Genomic DNA, 15,664 nt, shown 5'->3' with positions numbered 1-15,664 from the left:
AAATAAAAAGAGCTTCGAGATTATTCTCGAAGCTCTTTTTATGATATGCTAACCCATTTTACTCTTCTTCAAAATCTTCTCTATTAAACAAAGCCCTGAAAGTTTCAGACATGGCGATTAAGTCATGTACTTTGTTTTTAGCTAACTTCAATACTCTTGTTTCTTGGCAATTTTGAATCCTTTTGTCAAAATGATTCCACAAATGAATCATATCGTTTATGTTTTCTGCAAAACGCTCGATGATAAAACGTTCAAATTTTGGTTTTTCCCCTTCTGCTAAATATAAAATGACGTGAAAGCTTTCGCCCACAAAAAACCATGATAGCTGACTTCTACTAAAGTCTTTTATCATGGCATTGTTATCAACCAAGAAGTCAATTATATCCACTTCGTTACTTACATCGTATAAGTTTTGCGAGTTTTTCATATCATTATTGTATTTTTTTAAGAAGATAGACTCTAAAAATTTTACAAATATTTGACTACTCTAAACATTAACTGTATTGAATATAATAATAACAAACGATATTTTACTTGAAAATTGATAAGTTCTTGAAATATTACTAGAAAATATCAACGAATTGTTGAATACGAATGAAATAGCACTTAATGTTGGCACATTTTTGCAGAAAGAAAATAATACCTTAACTTTGTGATTATTTAAAGATTATAAAATGTTTTTCTCTTGAAATATATAATATTATTTAGACAGCGAAATATTTTGTAGTTGAGATCAAAGAAAATGTTTTTTATTTTCCTTGAAGACATATTTAGTTTTAATCATTAAACACAAAAAGAAGTGGATATTTTCGATAAAGTCAGCAAAGGTCTGGGACCTATCGGTGCCCATGCTCATTATTCTCATCACTACTTTACTTTTCCTAAATTAACAGGAGAGTTAGGACCAAGAATGACCTTCATGGGTAAAGAAATGTTAAACTGGTCATTAAATAATTACCTAGGTTTAGCGAATCACCCTGAAGTGCGTGAAGCTGATAATAAAGGGACTCAAGATTATGGTTTGGCTTATCCGATGGGAGCTAGAATGATGTCAGGTAATTCAGATTTACATGAAGAATTTGAAGCTCAATTGGCTGAATTTGTTGGAAAAGAAGATGCCTTTTTATTGAACTTTGGTTACCAAGGAGTAATGTCAGTAATTGAGTGTATTTGCGACCGTAATGATATTATTGTTTATGACGCTGAAGCTCACGCATGTTTGATTGATGGTATTCGTTTACACAAAGCCAAAATGGGTGATTATTATAAGTTTAATCACAACGACATGGATTCTTTGCGTAAAAACTTAGAAAGAGCTACTAAAAAAGTTGCTGAAACAGGCGGAGGTATTTTAGTAATTACTGAAGGTGTTTTTGGAATGTCGGGTAAAGTAGGTTCTTTAGATGAAATTGTGAAAATGAAAGAAGATTTCAATTTCAGAATTTTAGTGGATGATGCTCATGGCTTTGGAACAATGGGACCAAACGGTCGTGGAGTACATGAAGCATTAAATTGCATGGATGGTATTGATTTGTATTTCTCTACTTTTGCAAAATCAATGGCTGCCATCGGTGCTTTTATTGCGGCAAGCAAAGAAATCGTAATGTTCTTGAAATACAATATGCGTTCACAAATCTACGCAAAAGCATTACCAATGCCATTTGTAGTAGGTGGAATGAAACGCTTAGAATTAATTAAAAAGCATCCAGAATTTCGTGAGAAATTATGGGAAAATGTAAGAGCTATCCAAACAGGATTTAAAGCTAAAGGATTTGATGTTGGTGAAACTACTTCACCAGTAACACCAATCTTCTTACATGGAGATTATGAACTTTCGCACGTTACTGCTCTTGTACGTGATATGCGTGAAAATATGGGTGTATTTTGCTCAATCGTAACATATCCAGTTGTTCCTAAAGGACAAATTATGTTGAGAATTATTCCTACGGCTTCGCATACTTTAGAAGATGTAGCTTATACCCTAGATTGTTTCGAAAAAGTACAGCAACGCTTACAAGATGGTACTTATCGCAGAATTGCTGAAGAATTTTTAGCTCAGCAAGCAGAATTAGCATAATTTATATAGGTTTTTGACTTATTTCGCTTAAAATTTGTTGCTTGGATTTGTAAGATGTAATAAAATAGCTATATTTCGGACACAAAAAATGCGTCTCAACGCTATTAAAGGCTTTTTCAACCAATTATCAACTTAAATCCAGTTTCTATTATGAACAGATTTGCAGAAGTGAAGGACTTAATTTTGTCCTTAGAAGGAGATTTCGAGAAATTTTATGACAAAGGCAATCAAGCTGCTGGTACTCGAGTTAGAGGTGGTATGCAAGAATTGAAAACTTTAGCTCAAGAAATCCGTACAGAAGTTCAAGAGATAAAAAACAATGCAGCGAAATAGTGCTAAATAGTTAAGATTTTATAAAAAGGCTCAAAGTATTTTGAGCCTTTTTATTTTTTAGATTAAAACTCTTCTTTGTTCATTATCGTAGCTGAACCTTCTGTAGTTTTCTTCCCAGTTTGAACATCAAAAATCTCAGTTGAAATTTCTGCTATATGCTTATCTGCATTAATTGAAGTAACAGTAAAAACTGCTTCGTATTCATTATTCACAAACATTGGGCGTTTGTAGTCTGAAAACTGTTTTAAATAGACACTTCCAAAACCAGGAAATTCTGTCCCCATGATTTTTGAAAAAACACTTGAAGCCAATGCTCCGTGAATAATCGGACGCTTAAATGCAGTAGTAGCTGCAAATTCAGCGTCGAGGTGAAGAGGATTATTATCTCCAGATACTTTTGCAAATAAAATTACATCTTCTTGTGTGAAAGAAAACTTATGACGGTAAACAGTTCCGAGTTGAATCATTGTATAATTAATCTTTGTGATTTTACTTAAAATAAGGACGAAATTACTACAAAAATCCTCCAATTTTAAACCTTCACTTACTAGAATAACTAACAAGTAATGAAATTTGAAATTTCAATGTTATAAATAGCCTTTAATTATTTAAGCTTATTGCCTAAAGCTTATAGCTTTTTTAAGATGAATGGTCGGCAACAATTACCCATTGTCCTTTTATTTTTCGCCAGAGTAATGTGTAATGCCCGCCAATATCTCCTTTTTCTGGACGAGTTAAATGCCATTTCCCAACGACAAAACAAGCATCTTTGGCAATAAAATTGACTTTGATAATATCAAATTTCAAAGTCCCCATAGTGGCTTTGTCTGGATAATTTTTCCGATAACTTTCCAAAGTTCCTTGGTAGCCATACTTTACACCACTTTTGCCAATGTACATTAGTGAGTCTGAAACCCAATAGCCATTCATGAACTTTTCAACGTCGCCGTTGTTCCATGCTTTGGTCTGAGCATCCAAAATATTCAGAATTATTTGGCGGTCTCTGCCCGTTTGAGCGAACACATTCAATGAGAAGAATGTTAATGAAAGCAAGAGTAATTTTTTCATCCCTTAATTTTTATGTAAATTTGAATATATATTTAATTCTTATCCAAATATAAGAATATGTTTAAATACTCTTTAAGAAGAGTTTGCTGCTTATGAAATTCAAAGAGTTTTACGAAAAATACAAAGATTATTATTTAGTTGATGGAATGATGTACTTGTCGTTCATAATTATGATAATATTGATGTTTATCTTTTTTAGCTGATATGGTTTGGTTTGTGATGAATCCTAAGTCGGGAACTACTACACCCGCACAAAAAAATAAAATTACCATTCTGGTCGGAAAACAAGCAAATGCTAAATTGTTTTTTACAGAATATAGTGGGCATGCCACAGAGATTGCCCAACAAGCAGTTAAAGAAGGTATTACTAAAATTATTGCAGTGGGTGGCGATGGAACAGTAAATGAAGTAGCTCGTGGATTAGTAGGTTCAGAAACAGCATTAGGAATCGTTCCGATTGGTTCAGGAAATGGTCTAGCCAGACATCTAAAAATTCCTTTAAAAATTGATAAAGCAATTCAGTTTGCACTTTCTTCTAATGTATCATCTATAGATGTCTGTTTTTTGAATGAGATTCCATTTTTTTGTACAGCAGGAGTAGGATTTGATGCTTTTGTAGCCAATGAATTTGCTCAACAAAATTCAAGAGGATTGAAGACTTATGCAAAAATGTCTCTAAAATCATTCAGAACGTATAAACCAGAATCGTATCATCTTGAATCTCAGCAAAGTGTTGAAATCAAAAATGCGTTTTCTATTACTTTTGCCAATGCTACGCAATATGGTAATAATGCGATGATTTCTCCAAAATCTAAAATTGATGATGGTTTAATAGAGATGGTAGTTTTAAAACCCTTTCCATTTGGTGCTGCTCCGATTATTGGTGTCCGTTTATTTAGAGGAACGTTACCAAATTCAAGGTATATCGAAACAGCATCTGATACAGAATTTATTTTGAAAGCCGAAGAAGATTTATTGATACATTATGATGGTGAGCCTTTACAATTATCAACGAATGTTTTGAAAATTACCCTAAAACCCAAAGCTTTAAAAGTAATTGGTTATGTCTAAAAATAAAAAAATACCGTTAGGAGTGGTTTACTCTACCAATCCAGATTTTGACTTTGCTTTTGAAAATGACGGAGAAGTAACAACATTAGAACCCAACAAACAGAATTTAAAAGTTCAATTAGATAAAAAAGCTCGTGCTGGAAAGCAAGTAACGCTTATTTCGGGCTTTGTTGGTAGCGATGATGATTTAGAGATTTTGTCGAAAAAACTAAAAAACCTTTGTGGTTGTGGCGGTTCTGCCAAAGACGGTGAGATTTTAATTCAAGGAGATTTTAGAGATAAAATTTTAACTTTTTTATCTACAGCAGGATATAAAGCTAAAAGAGTAGGAGGCAATTGAGTGATGAGTTTTGAATTTGGAATGATGAATGTTGAGTGAGGAGTTTTGAGATGTTAAGTACTGAATAAATTCAATTAATTTTTTATTATAAATGTCTGATTGTTAGGTGCTTGAAATGATAATCGCCAATCACTTTTTACTAATCACTACTTAATTTGGAATTTAAAATACTATTTTTCAAACAAAACTCCTCACTCAACATTCATCATTCCTCACTCAATTAGTTCTTTTAGAATTTTCTGAGCAGCAATAGAAATCACTGTTCCTGGACCAAAAACACCTGAAACACCTGCATCGTATAAAAATTGATAATCTTGTGCAGGAATTACTCCACCAGCAATCACCATAATGTCTTCTCGACCATATTTTTTTAGTTCTTCAATTAACTGTGGAATTAAAGTTTTATGTCCAGCCGCTAAACTTGAAGCGCCCACTACATGCACATCATTTTCAACGGCTTGTTTGGCTACTTCTTCAGGCGTTTGAAAGAGTGGCGTAATATCTACGTCAAAACCTAAATCTGCAAAACTGGTTGCAATTACTTTTGCTCCACGGTCATGACCATCCTGACCCATTTTTGCGACCATTATTCTTGGTCTTCTGCCTTCGAGATTAGCAAATTCATTTGCCATTTCTCGGGCAATTCTGAAATTTTCGTCGTCTGTCACTTCTGCTGAATATACTCCAGAAATGGAGCGGATTATGGCTTTATGCCTGCTAAATACTACTTCCAAAGCATCAGAAATTTCCCCTAAAGTTGCTCTTGATCGTGCTGCTTCAACAGATAATTGAAGTAAATTTCCTTCTCCAGTTTTAGCTGATTGAGTTAGTTTTTCAAGTGCTTCTTGAACTGCGACTGTATTTCTGATTGCTTTTATGTTGTTTAATCTTTCAATTTGTGAAAATCTCACTGCTTGATTATCAACATCTCTTACTTCTAATTCTGTATCTGTATCAATTTTAAAACGATTTACACCTACAATAATATCTTTTCCAGCATCAATTCTAGCTTGTTTTCTCGCTGCGGCTTCTTCGATTCTCATTTTTGGTAAACCTGTTTCAATGGCTTTTGCCATTCCGCCCAATTCTTCTACTTCTTCAATGAGTTTCCAAGCTTTTTTGGTTAATTCTTGTGTTAAATATTCAACATAATATGAACCTCCCCAAGGGTCAATTACTTTGGTAATGTTGGTTTCATGCTGAATGTACAATTGTGTATTACGGGCAATTCTAGCAGAAAAATCTGTCGGTAAAGCGATGGCTTCATCCAAAGAATTTGTATGCAAACTTTGAGTATGTCCTAAAGTTGCCGCCATTGCTTCTATGCAAGTACGAGTAACATTATTAAATGGGTCTTGTTCAGTAAGCGACCAGCCAGAAGTTTGGCAGTGTGTTCGAAGCATCAAAGATTTATCATTCTTAGGATTAAATTTCTTGACAATTTTAGCCCATAACAATCTTCCAGCACGCATTTTGGCAATTTCCATGAAGTGATTCATGCCAATTGCCCAGAAAAACGATAATCTTGGGGCAAAATTATCAATATCCAATCCTGCTTGAATCCCAGTTCTTAAATATTCTAATCCGTCGGCTAGGGTGTAGGCTAATTCTAAATCAGCGGTTGCTCCAGCTTCTTGCATGTGGTAGCCAGAAATAGAAATAGAATTGAATTTAGGCATATTTTTAGCTGTGTAAGCAAAAATGTCAGCAATAATTCGCACCGAAGGAATTGGCGGATAGATATAAGTATTCCGAACCATGAATTCCTTTAAAATATCATTTTGGATTGTTCCTGATAATTTTTCAGGTGATACGCCTTGTTCTTCAGCAGCGACAATGTAGAATGCCATAATGGGTAAAACAGCACCATTCATCGTCATTGAAACCGACATTTCATCTAATGGAATCTGGTCGAAAAGTATTTTCATATCTTCGACAGAATCAATGGCGACTCCAGCTTTTCCAACATCGCCAGTTACTCTTGGGTGGTCGGAATCATAACCTCTGTGCGTAGCTAAATCGAAAGCTACAGACAATCCTTTTTGCCCAGCAGCTAAGTTTTTACGATAAAAAGCATTTGATTCCTCTGCCGTTGAAAATCCAGCATATTGACGGATTGTCCAAGGTTGTTGGGTGTACATTGTAGCATAAGGACCTCTCAGAAAAGGAGATAAACCAGCTCCAAAACCTAGATGTTCTGCTTCTTTTATATCATCGAAACTAAAGTAAGGTTTTACAGAAATTCCTTCTGGCGAACGCCAATTTTGTTTAGTAGAAGTGATTTTCCTTTCCTCTTTCTTACTTACTTCCGTTAGTTTAATGTTAGATATATTCGGTCTCATGGCTTAACTCTTTTACATTTCGAAACTTTCAGATAAACGTAAGTTTGGTAATAATTCCAGATCAGAATGTGCAACTGAAGTACTTTCCAAAGCTTTAATGAATGGTTTTTCATCTAATCTGAATTTATTTACACCAACCATGATATATTTATTTGTCTGTAAATCGTCCTGTTTTTTACTGTTTTCAACACTAATTTTTTTCTGAATAAAACCCTGTTTGAAGGCTTTCATTACTCCTCCTAAAGCTTCTACTTCTTCTAATATTTTTAAAGATTCCTCTGCAATTTCTAGCGTTAGTTTTTCGATAAAATAGCTACCAGCTGATGGGTCGGTTACTTTATCGAAATAGCTTTCTTCTTTTAAAATGATAGAAATATTTCTGGCGATTCGCTGTCCAAAATCATCTGAATTGTCAGCATTTTTATCGAATGAAAGAATACTTATTGAATCACAGCCACCAATGATGGCAGACATTGCTTCGGTGGTAGTTCTCAATAAATTGCTATGCGGCGTAATAGTTGAATGATAATATGACGACGTTTGGCAATGAAATGAAGTAATATTCGTCAAAGAAATATCAAATCCATAAGCCTCTAAAAGTATTTTTTTCCAGAGAAATTTTAAGGCTCTTAATTTTGAGATTTCAACAAAATAATTGGTGCCAATTGAGATAGAAAATTCAATATTTTTAAGAATGTCTTTTACTTCGATTCCTTCTTGACTCAATTTATCAATAGCTTCAATGGCTTGTGCTAATACAAAAGCTAATTCTTGAGCCACATTTGCCCCAGCATTATGGTAGTGATGGCTAGAAAAATGGAGTACTTTGAATTGAGGTGAATTTTGTACTTTTCTAATAAGTTCGACACTGTCTTTCCAATGGTTTATATCCCAATTTCCAGTGTTCATCCATCTACCAAAAGCATCATTAATGATTCCCCCTTTCCACTGATAAATTGCGAACTTTTGTAACTCATTTACCAAATCTAAAGCTTGATTTTCTACTTTAAAAAAAAAGGGTGTATCAGATAGTTTGAAATTGTGCAACAATTTCTTAATTTCAACATTAGAAAGTAACACGTCGCTTAAGTCAATCAGAAAAGAATCAACACCCTGTCTTAATAGTTTGAAAATCAATGAATTAGTCTCTTTTTCTGATGTATATCTAATAATTTCTCGATAGTTCCAATTAGAGTTAACTCTTTGGTTTTGAGCTTGTTGTATGTTTTTTGTCGATTGAAAATCAATCTCTTCAGAAGCATAGTATGGTTCAATCTGGATATTCTTGTCAATATTCCAGACCATCATTTCGTCGAAGTTTTTACCTTTTAATTCTTTGACGGCCTGTTGTTTCCATTGCTCTTTTGTATGAGAATGAAATTCATTAAAAAGTTGATTCGCCATAATAGTATTTTCTGAAATATTTAACTTTTCAAAGTTAGTCAAATTTATGAATTTAGACTTTTCAAAACAAAAAAACAAGGAAAGTTACCAAATGGGGCTATCTTGTTGGATTATCCCAAGAAAAATGCCGACTTATTATTTTTTAAATTATTTTAAGTGAGAATGAAACGAAATTGATTTTTCTCTCCAAGAAAATTCACTATTTTTGCCATCCTTTTGGGGAAATGAAATATAGATTTTCAGCTAAATAGCTAATCGTTTGAAAATCAAATATTTAGTAAAAGTGCTTTTCTTGAGCCGCCAATATAGATTATAACATGCATTCAACATCTCAACTTCAAGCAAGGCAAGTTTGGTCAAAGTGCCTTGAGATTATACATAACGATATCAACGAACAAAGTTTTAAAACTTGGTTTGAACCTATCATACCCCTGAATGTAAGTAATCAAACTCTTTCTATACAGGTGCCAAGCCAATTTTTTTATGAATGGCTTGAGGAAAACTATATCCATGTACTTCGTAAAGCAATTGATTTTACTTTAGGAAAAAATGGAATGCTAGAGTACTCAATTATAGTTGATAAAGGAGACAAGAAAAACCCACCGATAACTTATAATATTCCAAACCAAAAATCATCTGTTCCTGTAACAGCCCAACAACGCAAACCAGAACCAACTTTGTACGAAAGTCCATTTCAATTAAAAGATTTGGATTCTTTAGATTTGGATTCTTATTTAAACGCACATTATACCTTCGATAATTTTGTAGAAGGAGATTGTAACCGTTTGGGGCGTTCGGCGGGTTTAGCGGTAGCACAAAGACCAGGTGTTACTTCATTCAACCCATTGATGATTTACGGAAGTGTAGGTTTAGGAAAAACGCACTTGATTCAAGCAATCGGGAATTATATTAAAAATACGCAAACCAATAAGTTTGTTTTATACGTTACTTCTGAAAAATTCTGTAATCAATTTATCAACGCTATCAAAAATAACACACTTCAGGCATTTACTAATTTTTACATGCAAGTAGATTGTTTAATTATTGATGATGTGCAGTTTTTAGCAGGAAAAGAAAAAACACAAGAATCATTCTTTCATATTTTCAACCATTTGCATCAGTCAGGCAAACAAATTATTATGTCGTCTGATAGAGCGCCTAGAGAATTGGCTGGTATGCAAGATCGTTTACTTTCTCGTTTTAAATGGGGTTTAACGGCAGATGTTCAGCAACCAGATTTTGAAACAAGAATTGCGATTTTACAGAAGAAACTTCAAGCTGATGGTATTTATATTGAAGATAAAGTAATTGAATATTTAGCGCATAGTATCGATACCAACGTGCGTGAAATGGAAGGCGTAATTGTGTCTTTGATGGCTCATGCTTCGTTGAATCGCAAGGAAATTGATATGGATTTGGCTAGAACTACTTTAAAAAATATTGTAGTTGATAATGAAAAAGAAGTAACGGTTGATTCTATTTTAGATGCAGTAACAAGCCATTTTGATGTAAATATGTCGGATTTGAAAAGTAAAAGCCGTAAGAAAGAAACGGTTTTCCCTCGTCAAATTGCGATGTATTTAATGAAAGAATTTACCAATTTACCTTTGAAGTCGATTGGGTATCATTTCGGTGGGAGAGACCACAGCACGGTAATTCATGCGGTGCAAACAATCAGTATTATGCTTGAAACCGATAAAGAAGTAGAAAAAACAATGCAGAAACTATACAAATATTTTAACAGAGTAAGAGTTAAAAACTAGAAAAAATAACAAAAAAGCCCGAAGAAAATGAAAATTATCTTCGGGCTTTTTTGTTGGATTACCTTGTATAATAGCTGTCAAATTGTATTTTTGTTCTACAATTCAGCTCTTCAACTTCAATCTTATGAAAAAATATATACTCTTGACTTTATTATCAATCAGTTCGTTTTGTTCCAGTACTTTGGCAGATGATATTAATCCCATTGAATTGATGCCTTTGAAACATAAAAATTTGATCTTAGATAATCCTAAAGGAAAACTGAAAATCAAATTTGTGATGAATGATTTCAAATCATCAGGCGATACGACTAAACCTAAAAGTCTTTTTGCAAAAATAAAAAATGTTGTAAATTCTTTGCTAGATGCTTCCGATAATCCACCATTTAAAGTACAAGTGGTTCGAGAAAAGAAAAACTAAAAGCGTTGAGATTTAAAATCTCAACGCTTTTAGTTTTTATGATAAGGCAAATTTAATTGCTCCTGTAATACTCAGAATAGTAAAAAATGAAATAATGTAAAGGAAAAACAAAATGAAAGATTTAAAGATAGTTTTGAATAGTCGTTGACGATAAACCACTTTCAAGGCTACAATAAAGTAAATGAAAAAACCTAACATCGTGGCAGACAAAGCTTCTTTCCAGTATCCGAAAAATACGCCTCCACCCACAAAAATAACAATCATTAAAAATAATACGCTGTGAATATGAATCGAAAAAATAAGATGTTCATAATAATAGCGAGTATGTCCTTCTAAAATATTGGGAACATTTTGATACCTTCTGACTTTTCTGAAACGAATTAGGTAAAGTAAAAAATCCCATAAGTAACGCAAAAGTCTAAAAGGATAAGTGAAAAAACTATGCGAACGTTTACTGTAAAGAAACTTCAAAAGAATTGCTACAATTGGCATTAAAATGAACATCATCAACGAGAATACTCCAATTCCAAAATGAGTAATCTCTTGAATTGCCGCTTCTGCATCTTCTTCAAAAGCTAATTCATAATGTGTTACATTTCTTAAAAAACCTCTTTCGAGTGCAATCAAGCCAAAGAAATTATTATTTTCTCTTCCAGTTTTTTTTCTACGAGCAATTAGACTATCTAATTCATTATCAGACATTTTCAAGATGCGCTGTTTATAGGCTTTATTCTCGACACTGCCATCGCTGCCTTTTATGGTAATAATAGTATCTTGAAAATATTGCACTTTCAGCAAAGCATTATTTTTTAAGGAATGAAGTCTTAATACGTACTTTAATTGACTTTTCGTACCAATCGTTTCTGTGAAATATTCACTCATTTCATTACTTACATCGCTCAATTCTACCGTATTTACAGTATCTAAAACGATTTGCTTTTGAATGGCAATCAATCTTTGGCGTTGTTGATTTTCTGGTAGCTTTTCTATTAACTTTCTTAAAGTATCGTCATTTTGAATGTTCATTTCATCCAGAATTTCATCAGCATCAATATCCACAAAGTCTATCCAACTATTTGTTTTCTTTTGTAAATCTTTTGTTTGTTCATTCAGATTCTCTAAATCTTTTATATCACTTCTTACATCATTTAATTCGTGTTCGGCATTATACAAGCCGTTTGTATCTTCTGATGATTTTATTTCTTTTAAAGCTTTTTTAGCATTTTTCAACCTTTTTTGACTTTCTTTTTCAGCTTTACTTTTTGATTCAGAAACACCATCAACTACACCATCAAAAAAGCCGTTTTGCCCTTTTTCAATAGCAGTATCAATCATAAAACCCAAGAGTAAGAAAAAAAGAAAAGATGCCAGAAAATAAAGGCGAATAGGAGGGACATAGCGCCCACGGCGACCTTCCAGAAAGTCTTTCGTGATTTTACCGGGATACAAAAAAATAGCTCGAAGTGTATTGTATAATTTGGTGTCGAGATGGGTGAAGCCTTCAACTACTTCAAAAATTAAGTGACCAACTGGTACTTTTAAATCATGATTTTCTTGTCCACAATTCGGACAAAAATTATCTTCAGGTTTTAAGATTGTGTGGCAGTTATGACAAATTTCTACTTTTCTGCGTTTTTTGTGTTCAGACATTCCAATGGTTAGTGTTAAATAATGAAGTGCGATTTAGAATTTCTATTGAAAGTAATAAAAAAAAGGAGAAAATCAGCTGATTTTCTCCTTTTTAATGCAAAACAATGACTGTTTTGGCTAAAAAATGAAATTTATTCTAATTCGCCATCATCAGCGATATTAGGCTCACTTGTATCTAGTAATGCTTTTTCGTCACCTTTGATTTTTTCCTTGATTTTGTTTTCAAGTTCTTCTAATAAATCTGGATTATCTTTTAGCATTTCTTTCACGCCGTCACGTCCTTGTCCTAAACGGTTAGTTCCATAACTAAACCAAGAACCTGATTTTTTTACAACTTCCATGTCAACTGCTAAATCAAGTACTTCACCAGCTTTAGAAATTCCTTCGCCATACATGATGTCGAACTCAACAACTTTGAATGGAGGAGCAACTTTGTTTTTAACAACTTTTACACGAGTACGGTTACCGATAACGTTGTCTCCATCTTTGATTTGACCAATTCTACGAATATCCAAACGAACAGAAGCATAGAATTTCAAGGCGTTACCACCCGTTGTTGTTTCTGGGCTACCAAACATTACACCGATTTTATCACGCAATTGGTTAATAAAAATACAGCAACAACCAGTTCTATTAATAACACCAGTTAATTTACGCAAAGCTTGCGACATCAAACGAGCTTGAAGACCCATTTTAGAATCGCCCATATCGCCTTCTAGTTCTGCCTTTGGAACAAGTGCAGCTACTGAGTCAATTACACAAATATCAATCGCTCCAGAAGAAATCAATTGTTCTGCAATTTCCAACGCTTGTTCACCGCTATCAGGTTGAGAAATTAATAAATTAGCAGTATCAATGCCTAATTTTTCTGCATAGCCTTTATCAAAAGCATGTTCAGCATCAATAAAAGCGGCTAAACCACCATTTTTTTGTGCTTCTGCAATACAGTGCATTGTTAAAGTAGTTTTACCAGAAGATTCTGGCCCGTAGATTTCAATGACTCTTCCACGGGGTACACCACCTACACCAAGTGCTAAATCTAGCCCTAATGATCCTGTCGAAATCACGGGAACGTCAAGTACTTTACTATCCGACAAGCGCATTACTGTACCTTTTCCGTATGCTTTGTCTAATTTTTCAAGCGTTGTTTGTAATGCTTTTAATTTTTCGTTGGCAGGATTTGTTGCCTCCGCTTGTTGTTTTGCCATGTTGGATTTTTAGGTTAAATTTTGGTTTTAATTCGGGAAATCAAGCTGAGTTATTGAAATTTTGTTGAGAAACAATTAGCAATAGGGAATCAAAGACTGTTTTTTTCTGTCATTGATTAGTAGAACTCAATACCCGAATTCAAAATTTTCAATGGTGAAATTACCAAATTTTCAGCAATTTAAAGTACTTTGCTTACAAATGTTCAGACGATTTTTTCAAATAAACCTAGCCCTCTTTTTGTTTACAGCTCAGTATAGCTTTGCTCAGTTAAACAATACTCATCTGGAAACTTTCCAACACATTGATTCCACCAAAAATCAACAGCTTTATTTTCAATTCAATAGCTTTAGTTTTTTGAAGAATAATGAATACTTCGGAAAGATTGCCGATGGATTTACGCTTTTTGGGAATCAATTTTCGCCAAAATTTATTTATCAGCCAGCACCCAATGTGAGTATTGAAGCTGGAATTTATGCTTGGAAAGATTTCGGAAATGATAAGTTCACGAATGTACAACCAATTTTTACCATCAGAGTTCAAAAAGATTCTTCGCAGTTTTTGTTTGGAAATTTAGATGGACAACTGAATCATCACTTGGTAGAACCGATGATGAATTTTGAAAGAGTAATCCTAAATCGTCAAGAATTTGGACTTCAATACACCAAACGTACTTCAAAAACCTTTTTTGATAGTTGGATTGATTGGCAACAAATGATTTATAAAGGTTCTGATTTTCAAGAAATAATCTTTGCAGGATTTTCTTGGAATAAGCGTTTGATTCAACATAAAAACTTTAGACTTTCTCTTCCCGTTCAGTTGACTTTACAGCATCATGGCGGACAAATAACGAGTTCAAAAGACACCAGCCAAGTGGTTACTTACACAAATGTTGCGTTAGGAATTGAGGCTGAATTGAAAACTGAAGGCTTTTTTCAACGTTTCAAAACCCAGAATTATTGGTTAGGTTATCGCCAAAATTCAGGTTATAATCCCTACTTTTCAGAAGGTTCAGGTATTTATTTGAATTTATTAGCTGAAACTAAAGTGATGAATTTAATGCTGAGTTATTGGCAGTCGAGTGGCTATTTTTCAGAAGTGGGTGGAGATTTATATCAATCTGTTGGAAGAGTTTACCGAAATCCGAATCAATTAGAAAAAGAACGTAAATTGTTGATTTTCAGATTTATGAAAGACTGGAAGCTGATTGATAATTTATGGCTTACTTTTAGGTTTGAACCTTATTTAGATTTGAACAATCACTCTTTTGAACATTCCGAAGGTTTATTTTTAACTTATCGCCAAGGATTTAAACTTAAGTAATTGAATTTTAATAAATTTGTATAATTCATTAAACAAATAGAAAACATGAAAAAGTTAATACTTGTATTTTCATTAGTGTTTGCTGCATTTTCAATCAATGCACAAAGTAAATTTGGACAAGAAATTACCGAAGAAGGTGCAATTCCTACTACTGAACTATTGAAAAAAGCAGATGGAAAAGAAGAAATCACGGCTAAGGTTTCGGGCGTTGTAGAATCTGTATGCCAAGTAAAAGGTTGCTGGATGAAAGTAAAATTAGACGACGGACAAACCATGCGTGTTACTTTCAAAGACTATGGTTTTTTTGTGCCAAAAGACATCGCAGGTAAAACGGTAGTTATCGACGGAACGGCGAAAGTAAAAACCACATCAGTAGCTGATTTAAAACATTATGCCGAAGATGCGGGCAAGAGCAAAGACGAAATTGCTAAAATCAAAAAGCCAGAAAAAGCTTTAGGTTTTGTAGCAAATGGAGTAATTGTAAAATAAATTCAAAAGAAAAAGGCTAAGAATTTTAAAATTCTTAGCCTTTTTCTTTTGAAGATTTTCCTTAGGCTTCCCTTTAATCTTGTAAATATTTAATAATCAATATATTACCAATAAAATAACCCCGGGAAAGTGTCAATACTGGCAATTTTCGGGGTTTTTCTGTATTTTGTTTCTGCTAAA

Annotated in this window: 15 protein-coding genes; 8 read left to right on the top strand and 7 right to left on the bottom strand. The window is 33.5% G+C overall.

Going from position 1 to position 15,664, the window contains the following annotated elements:
* Positions 1-58 precede the first annotated feature (58 nt).
* Positions 59-427: a hypothetical protein gene (locus VB776_RS22650; RefSeq protein WP_323699149.1), complete on the bottom strand. Its 369-nt coding sequence runs from the start codon at positions 425-427 to the stop codon at positions 59-61.
* A gap of 372 nt (positions 428-799) precedes the next feature.
* Between VB776_RS22650 and VB776_RS22645 the strand changes: the two genes are divergently transcribed.
* Positions 800-2,077, top strand: coding sequence for an aminotransferase class I/II-fold pyridoxal phosphate-dependent enzyme (locus tag VB776_RS22645; RefSeq protein ID WP_309920178.1), 1,278 nt, complete (start codon positions 800-802; stop codon positions 2,075-2,077).
* A 150-nt stretch (positions 2,078-2,227) separates the two neighbouring features.
* A complete protein-coding gene (locus VB776_RS22640) occupies positions 2,228-2,410 on the top strand; it encodes a histone H1 (protein WP_184137647.1) in 183 nt (60 codons plus the stop codon).
* 62 nt (positions 2,411-2,472) lie between these two features.
* On the opposite strand, the gene VB776_RS22635 is transcribed toward VB776_RS22640, so the two are convergent.
* Together VB776_RS22635 and VB776_RS22630 are read right to left on the bottom strand one after the other, a co-directional pair.
* A complete protein-coding gene (locus VB776_RS22635; RefSeq protein WP_323699148.1) occupies positions 2,473-2,877 on the bottom strand; it encodes a MaoC family dehydratase in 405 nt (134 codons plus the stop codon).
* Positions 2,878-3,049: 172 nt separating this feature from the next.
* Positions 3,050-3,478 (bottom strand): YybH family protein, encoded by a 429-nt coding sequence (locus VB776_RS22630; protein ID WP_323699147.1) that lies wholly within the window; start codon positions 3,476-3,478, stop codon positions 3,050-3,052.
* Between the two features lie 219 nt (positions 3,479-3,697).
* Between VB776_RS22630 and VB776_RS22625 the strand changes: the two genes are divergently transcribed.
* Positions 3,698-4,549 (top strand): diacylglycerol/lipid kinase family protein, encoded by an 852-nt coding sequence (locus VB776_RS22625; protein WP_323699146.1) that lies wholly within the window; start codon positions 3,698-3,700, stop codon positions 4,547-4,549.
* Complete coding sequence (locus VB776_RS22620; RefSeq protein WP_323699145.1) at positions 4,542-4,889, top strand: translation initiation factor; 348 nt, start codon at positions 4,542-4,544, stop codon at positions 4,887-4,889. Before VB776_RS22625 ends, VB776_RS22620 begins: the two co-directional genes overlap by 8 nt.
* A 212-nt stretch (positions 4,890-5,101) precedes the next feature.
* Here the strand turns inward: VB776_RS22620 and scpA are convergent, their stop codons facing one another.
* Both scpA and VB776_RS22610 read right to left on the bottom strand, forming a co-directional pair.
* Positions 5,102-7,231 (bottom strand): methylmalonyl-CoA mutase, encoded by a 2,130-nt coding sequence (scpA, locus tag VB776_RS22615; protein ID WP_323699144.1) that lies wholly within the window; start codon positions 7,229-7,231, stop codon positions 5,102-5,104.
* A gap of 12 nt (positions 7,232-7,243) precedes the next feature.
* On the bottom strand, positions 7,244-8,635 hold the full coding sequence (locus tag VB776_RS22610; protein WP_323699143.1) for a methylmalonyl-CoA mutase family protein: 1,392 nt from the start codon (positions 8,633-8,635) through the stop codon (positions 7,244-7,246).
* 317 nt (positions 8,636-8,952) lie between these two features.
* On the opposite strand from VB776_RS22610, the gene dnaA reads away from it, so the two are divergent.
* Both dnaA and VB776_RS22600 read left to right on the top strand, forming a co-directional pair.
* Positions 8,953-10,398 (top strand): chromosomal replication initiator protein DnaA, encoded by a 1,446-nt coding sequence (gene dnaA / locus VB776_RS22605; protein WP_323689693.1) that lies wholly within the window; start codon positions 8,953-8,955, stop codon positions 10,396-10,398.
* Positions 10,399-10,522: 124 nt separating this feature from the next.
* Positions 10,523-10,816, top strand: coding sequence for a hypothetical protein (locus VB776_RS22600; RefSeq protein WP_323699142.1), 294 nt, complete (start codon positions 10,523-10,525; stop codon positions 10,814-10,816).
* A gap of 36 nt (positions 10,817-10,852) precedes the next feature.
* On the opposite strand, the gene VB776_RS22595 is transcribed toward VB776_RS22600, so the two are convergent.
* Together VB776_RS22595 and recA are read right to left on the bottom strand one after the other, a co-directional pair.
* Positions 10,853-12,466 carry a DUF3667 domain-containing protein gene (locus tag VB776_RS22595; protein ID WP_323699141.1) on the bottom strand — a complete coding sequence of 538 codons (1,614 nt, stop codon included), beginning with the start codon at positions 12,464-12,466 and terminating at the stop codon, positions 10,853-10,855.
* A 131-nt stretch (positions 12,467-12,597) separates the two neighbouring features.
* Positions 12,598-13,674 carry a recombinase RecA gene (gene recA, locus VB776_RS22590; RefSeq protein WP_323699140.1) on the bottom strand — a complete coding sequence of 359 codons (1,077 nt, stop codon included), beginning with the start codon at positions 13,672-13,674 and terminating at the stop codon, positions 12,598-12,600.
* 151 nt (positions 13,675-13,825) lie between these two features.
* On the opposite strand from recA, the gene VB776_RS22585 reads away from it, so the two are divergent.
* Positions 13,826-14,995, top strand: coding sequence for a hypothetical protein (locus VB776_RS22585; RefSeq protein ID WP_323699139.1), 1,170 nt, complete (start codon positions 13,826-13,828; stop codon positions 14,993-14,995).
* Between the two features lie 45 nt (positions 14,996-15,040).
* Positions 15,041-15,484, top strand: coding sequence for a DUF4920 domain-containing protein (locus tag VB776_RS22580; protein ID WP_323699138.1), 444 nt, complete (start codon positions 15,041-15,043; stop codon positions 15,482-15,484).
* The last annotated feature ends 180 nt before the right edge of the window (positions 15,485-15,664 follow it).

The organism is Arcicella gelida, assembly GCF_034931025.1.
Taxonomy (GTDB): domain Bacteria; phylum Bacteroidota; class Bacteroidia; order Cytophagales; family Spirosomataceae; genus Arcicella; species Arcicella gelida.
The sequence above is the reverse complement of the archived record's forward strand: the minus strand, read 5'-3'. Positions and strand labels throughout refer to the sequence as shown.

What these genes read in the sequence shown, in the direction of transcription:
- VB776_RS22650 (WP_323699149.1), bottom strand. Translation starts at nt 427, where the DNA reads ATGAAAAACTCGCAAAACTTATACGATGTAAGTAACGAAGTGGATATA.
- VB776_RS22640 (WP_184137647.1), top strand. Translation starts at nt 2,228, where the DNA reads ATGAACAGATTTGCAGAAGTGAAGGACTTAATTTTGTCCTTAGAAGGA.
- VB776_RS22635 (WP_323699148.1), bottom strand. Translation starts at nt 2,877, where the DNA reads ATGATTCAACTCGGAACTGTTTACCGTCATAAGTTTTCTTTCACACAA.
- VB776_RS22630 (WP_323699147.1), bottom strand. Translation starts at nt 3,478, where the DNA reads ATGAAAAAATTACTCTTGCTTTCATTAACATTCTTCTCATTGAATGTG.
- VB776_RS22625 (WP_323699146.1), top strand. Translation starts at nt 3,698, where the DNA reads ATGAATCCTAAGTCGGGAACTACTACACCCGCACAAAAAAATAAAATT.
- VB776_RS22620 (WP_323699145.1), top strand. Translation starts at nt 4,542, where the DNA reads ATGTCTAAAAATAAAAAAATACCGTTAGGAGTGGTTTACTCTACCAAT.
- scpA (WP_323699144.1), bottom strand. Translation starts at nt 7,231, where the DNA reads ATGAGACCGAATATATCTAACATTAAACTAACGGAAGTAAGTAAGAAA.
- VB776_RS22610 (WP_323699143.1), bottom strand. Translation starts at nt 8,635, where the DNA reads ATGGCGAATCAACTTTTTAATGAATTTCATTCTCATACAAAAGAGCAA.
- dnaA (WP_323689693.1), top strand. Translation starts at nt 8,953, where the DNA reads ATGCATTCAACATCTCAACTTCAAGCAAGGCAAGTTTGGTCAAAGTGC.
- VB776_RS22600 (WP_323699142.1), top strand. Translation starts at nt 10,523, where the DNA reads ATGAAAAAATATATACTCTTGACTTTATTATCAATCAGTTCGTTTTGT.
- VB776_RS22595 (WP_323699141.1), bottom strand. Translation starts at nt 12,466, where the DNA reads ATGTCTGAACACAAAAAACGCAGAAAAGTAGAAATTTGTCATAACTGC.
- recA (WP_323699140.1), bottom strand. Translation starts at nt 13,674, where the DNA reads ATGGCAAAACAACAAGCGGAGGCAACAAATCCTGCCAACGAAAAATTA.
- VB776_RS22585 (WP_323699139.1), top strand. Translation starts at nt 13,826, where the DNA reads ATGGTGAAATTACCAAATTTTCAGCAATTTAAAGTACTTTGCTTACAA.
- VB776_RS22580 (WP_323699138.1), top strand. Translation starts at nt 15,041, where the DNA reads ATGAAAAAGTTAATACTTGTATTTTCATTAGTGTTTGCTGCATTTTCA.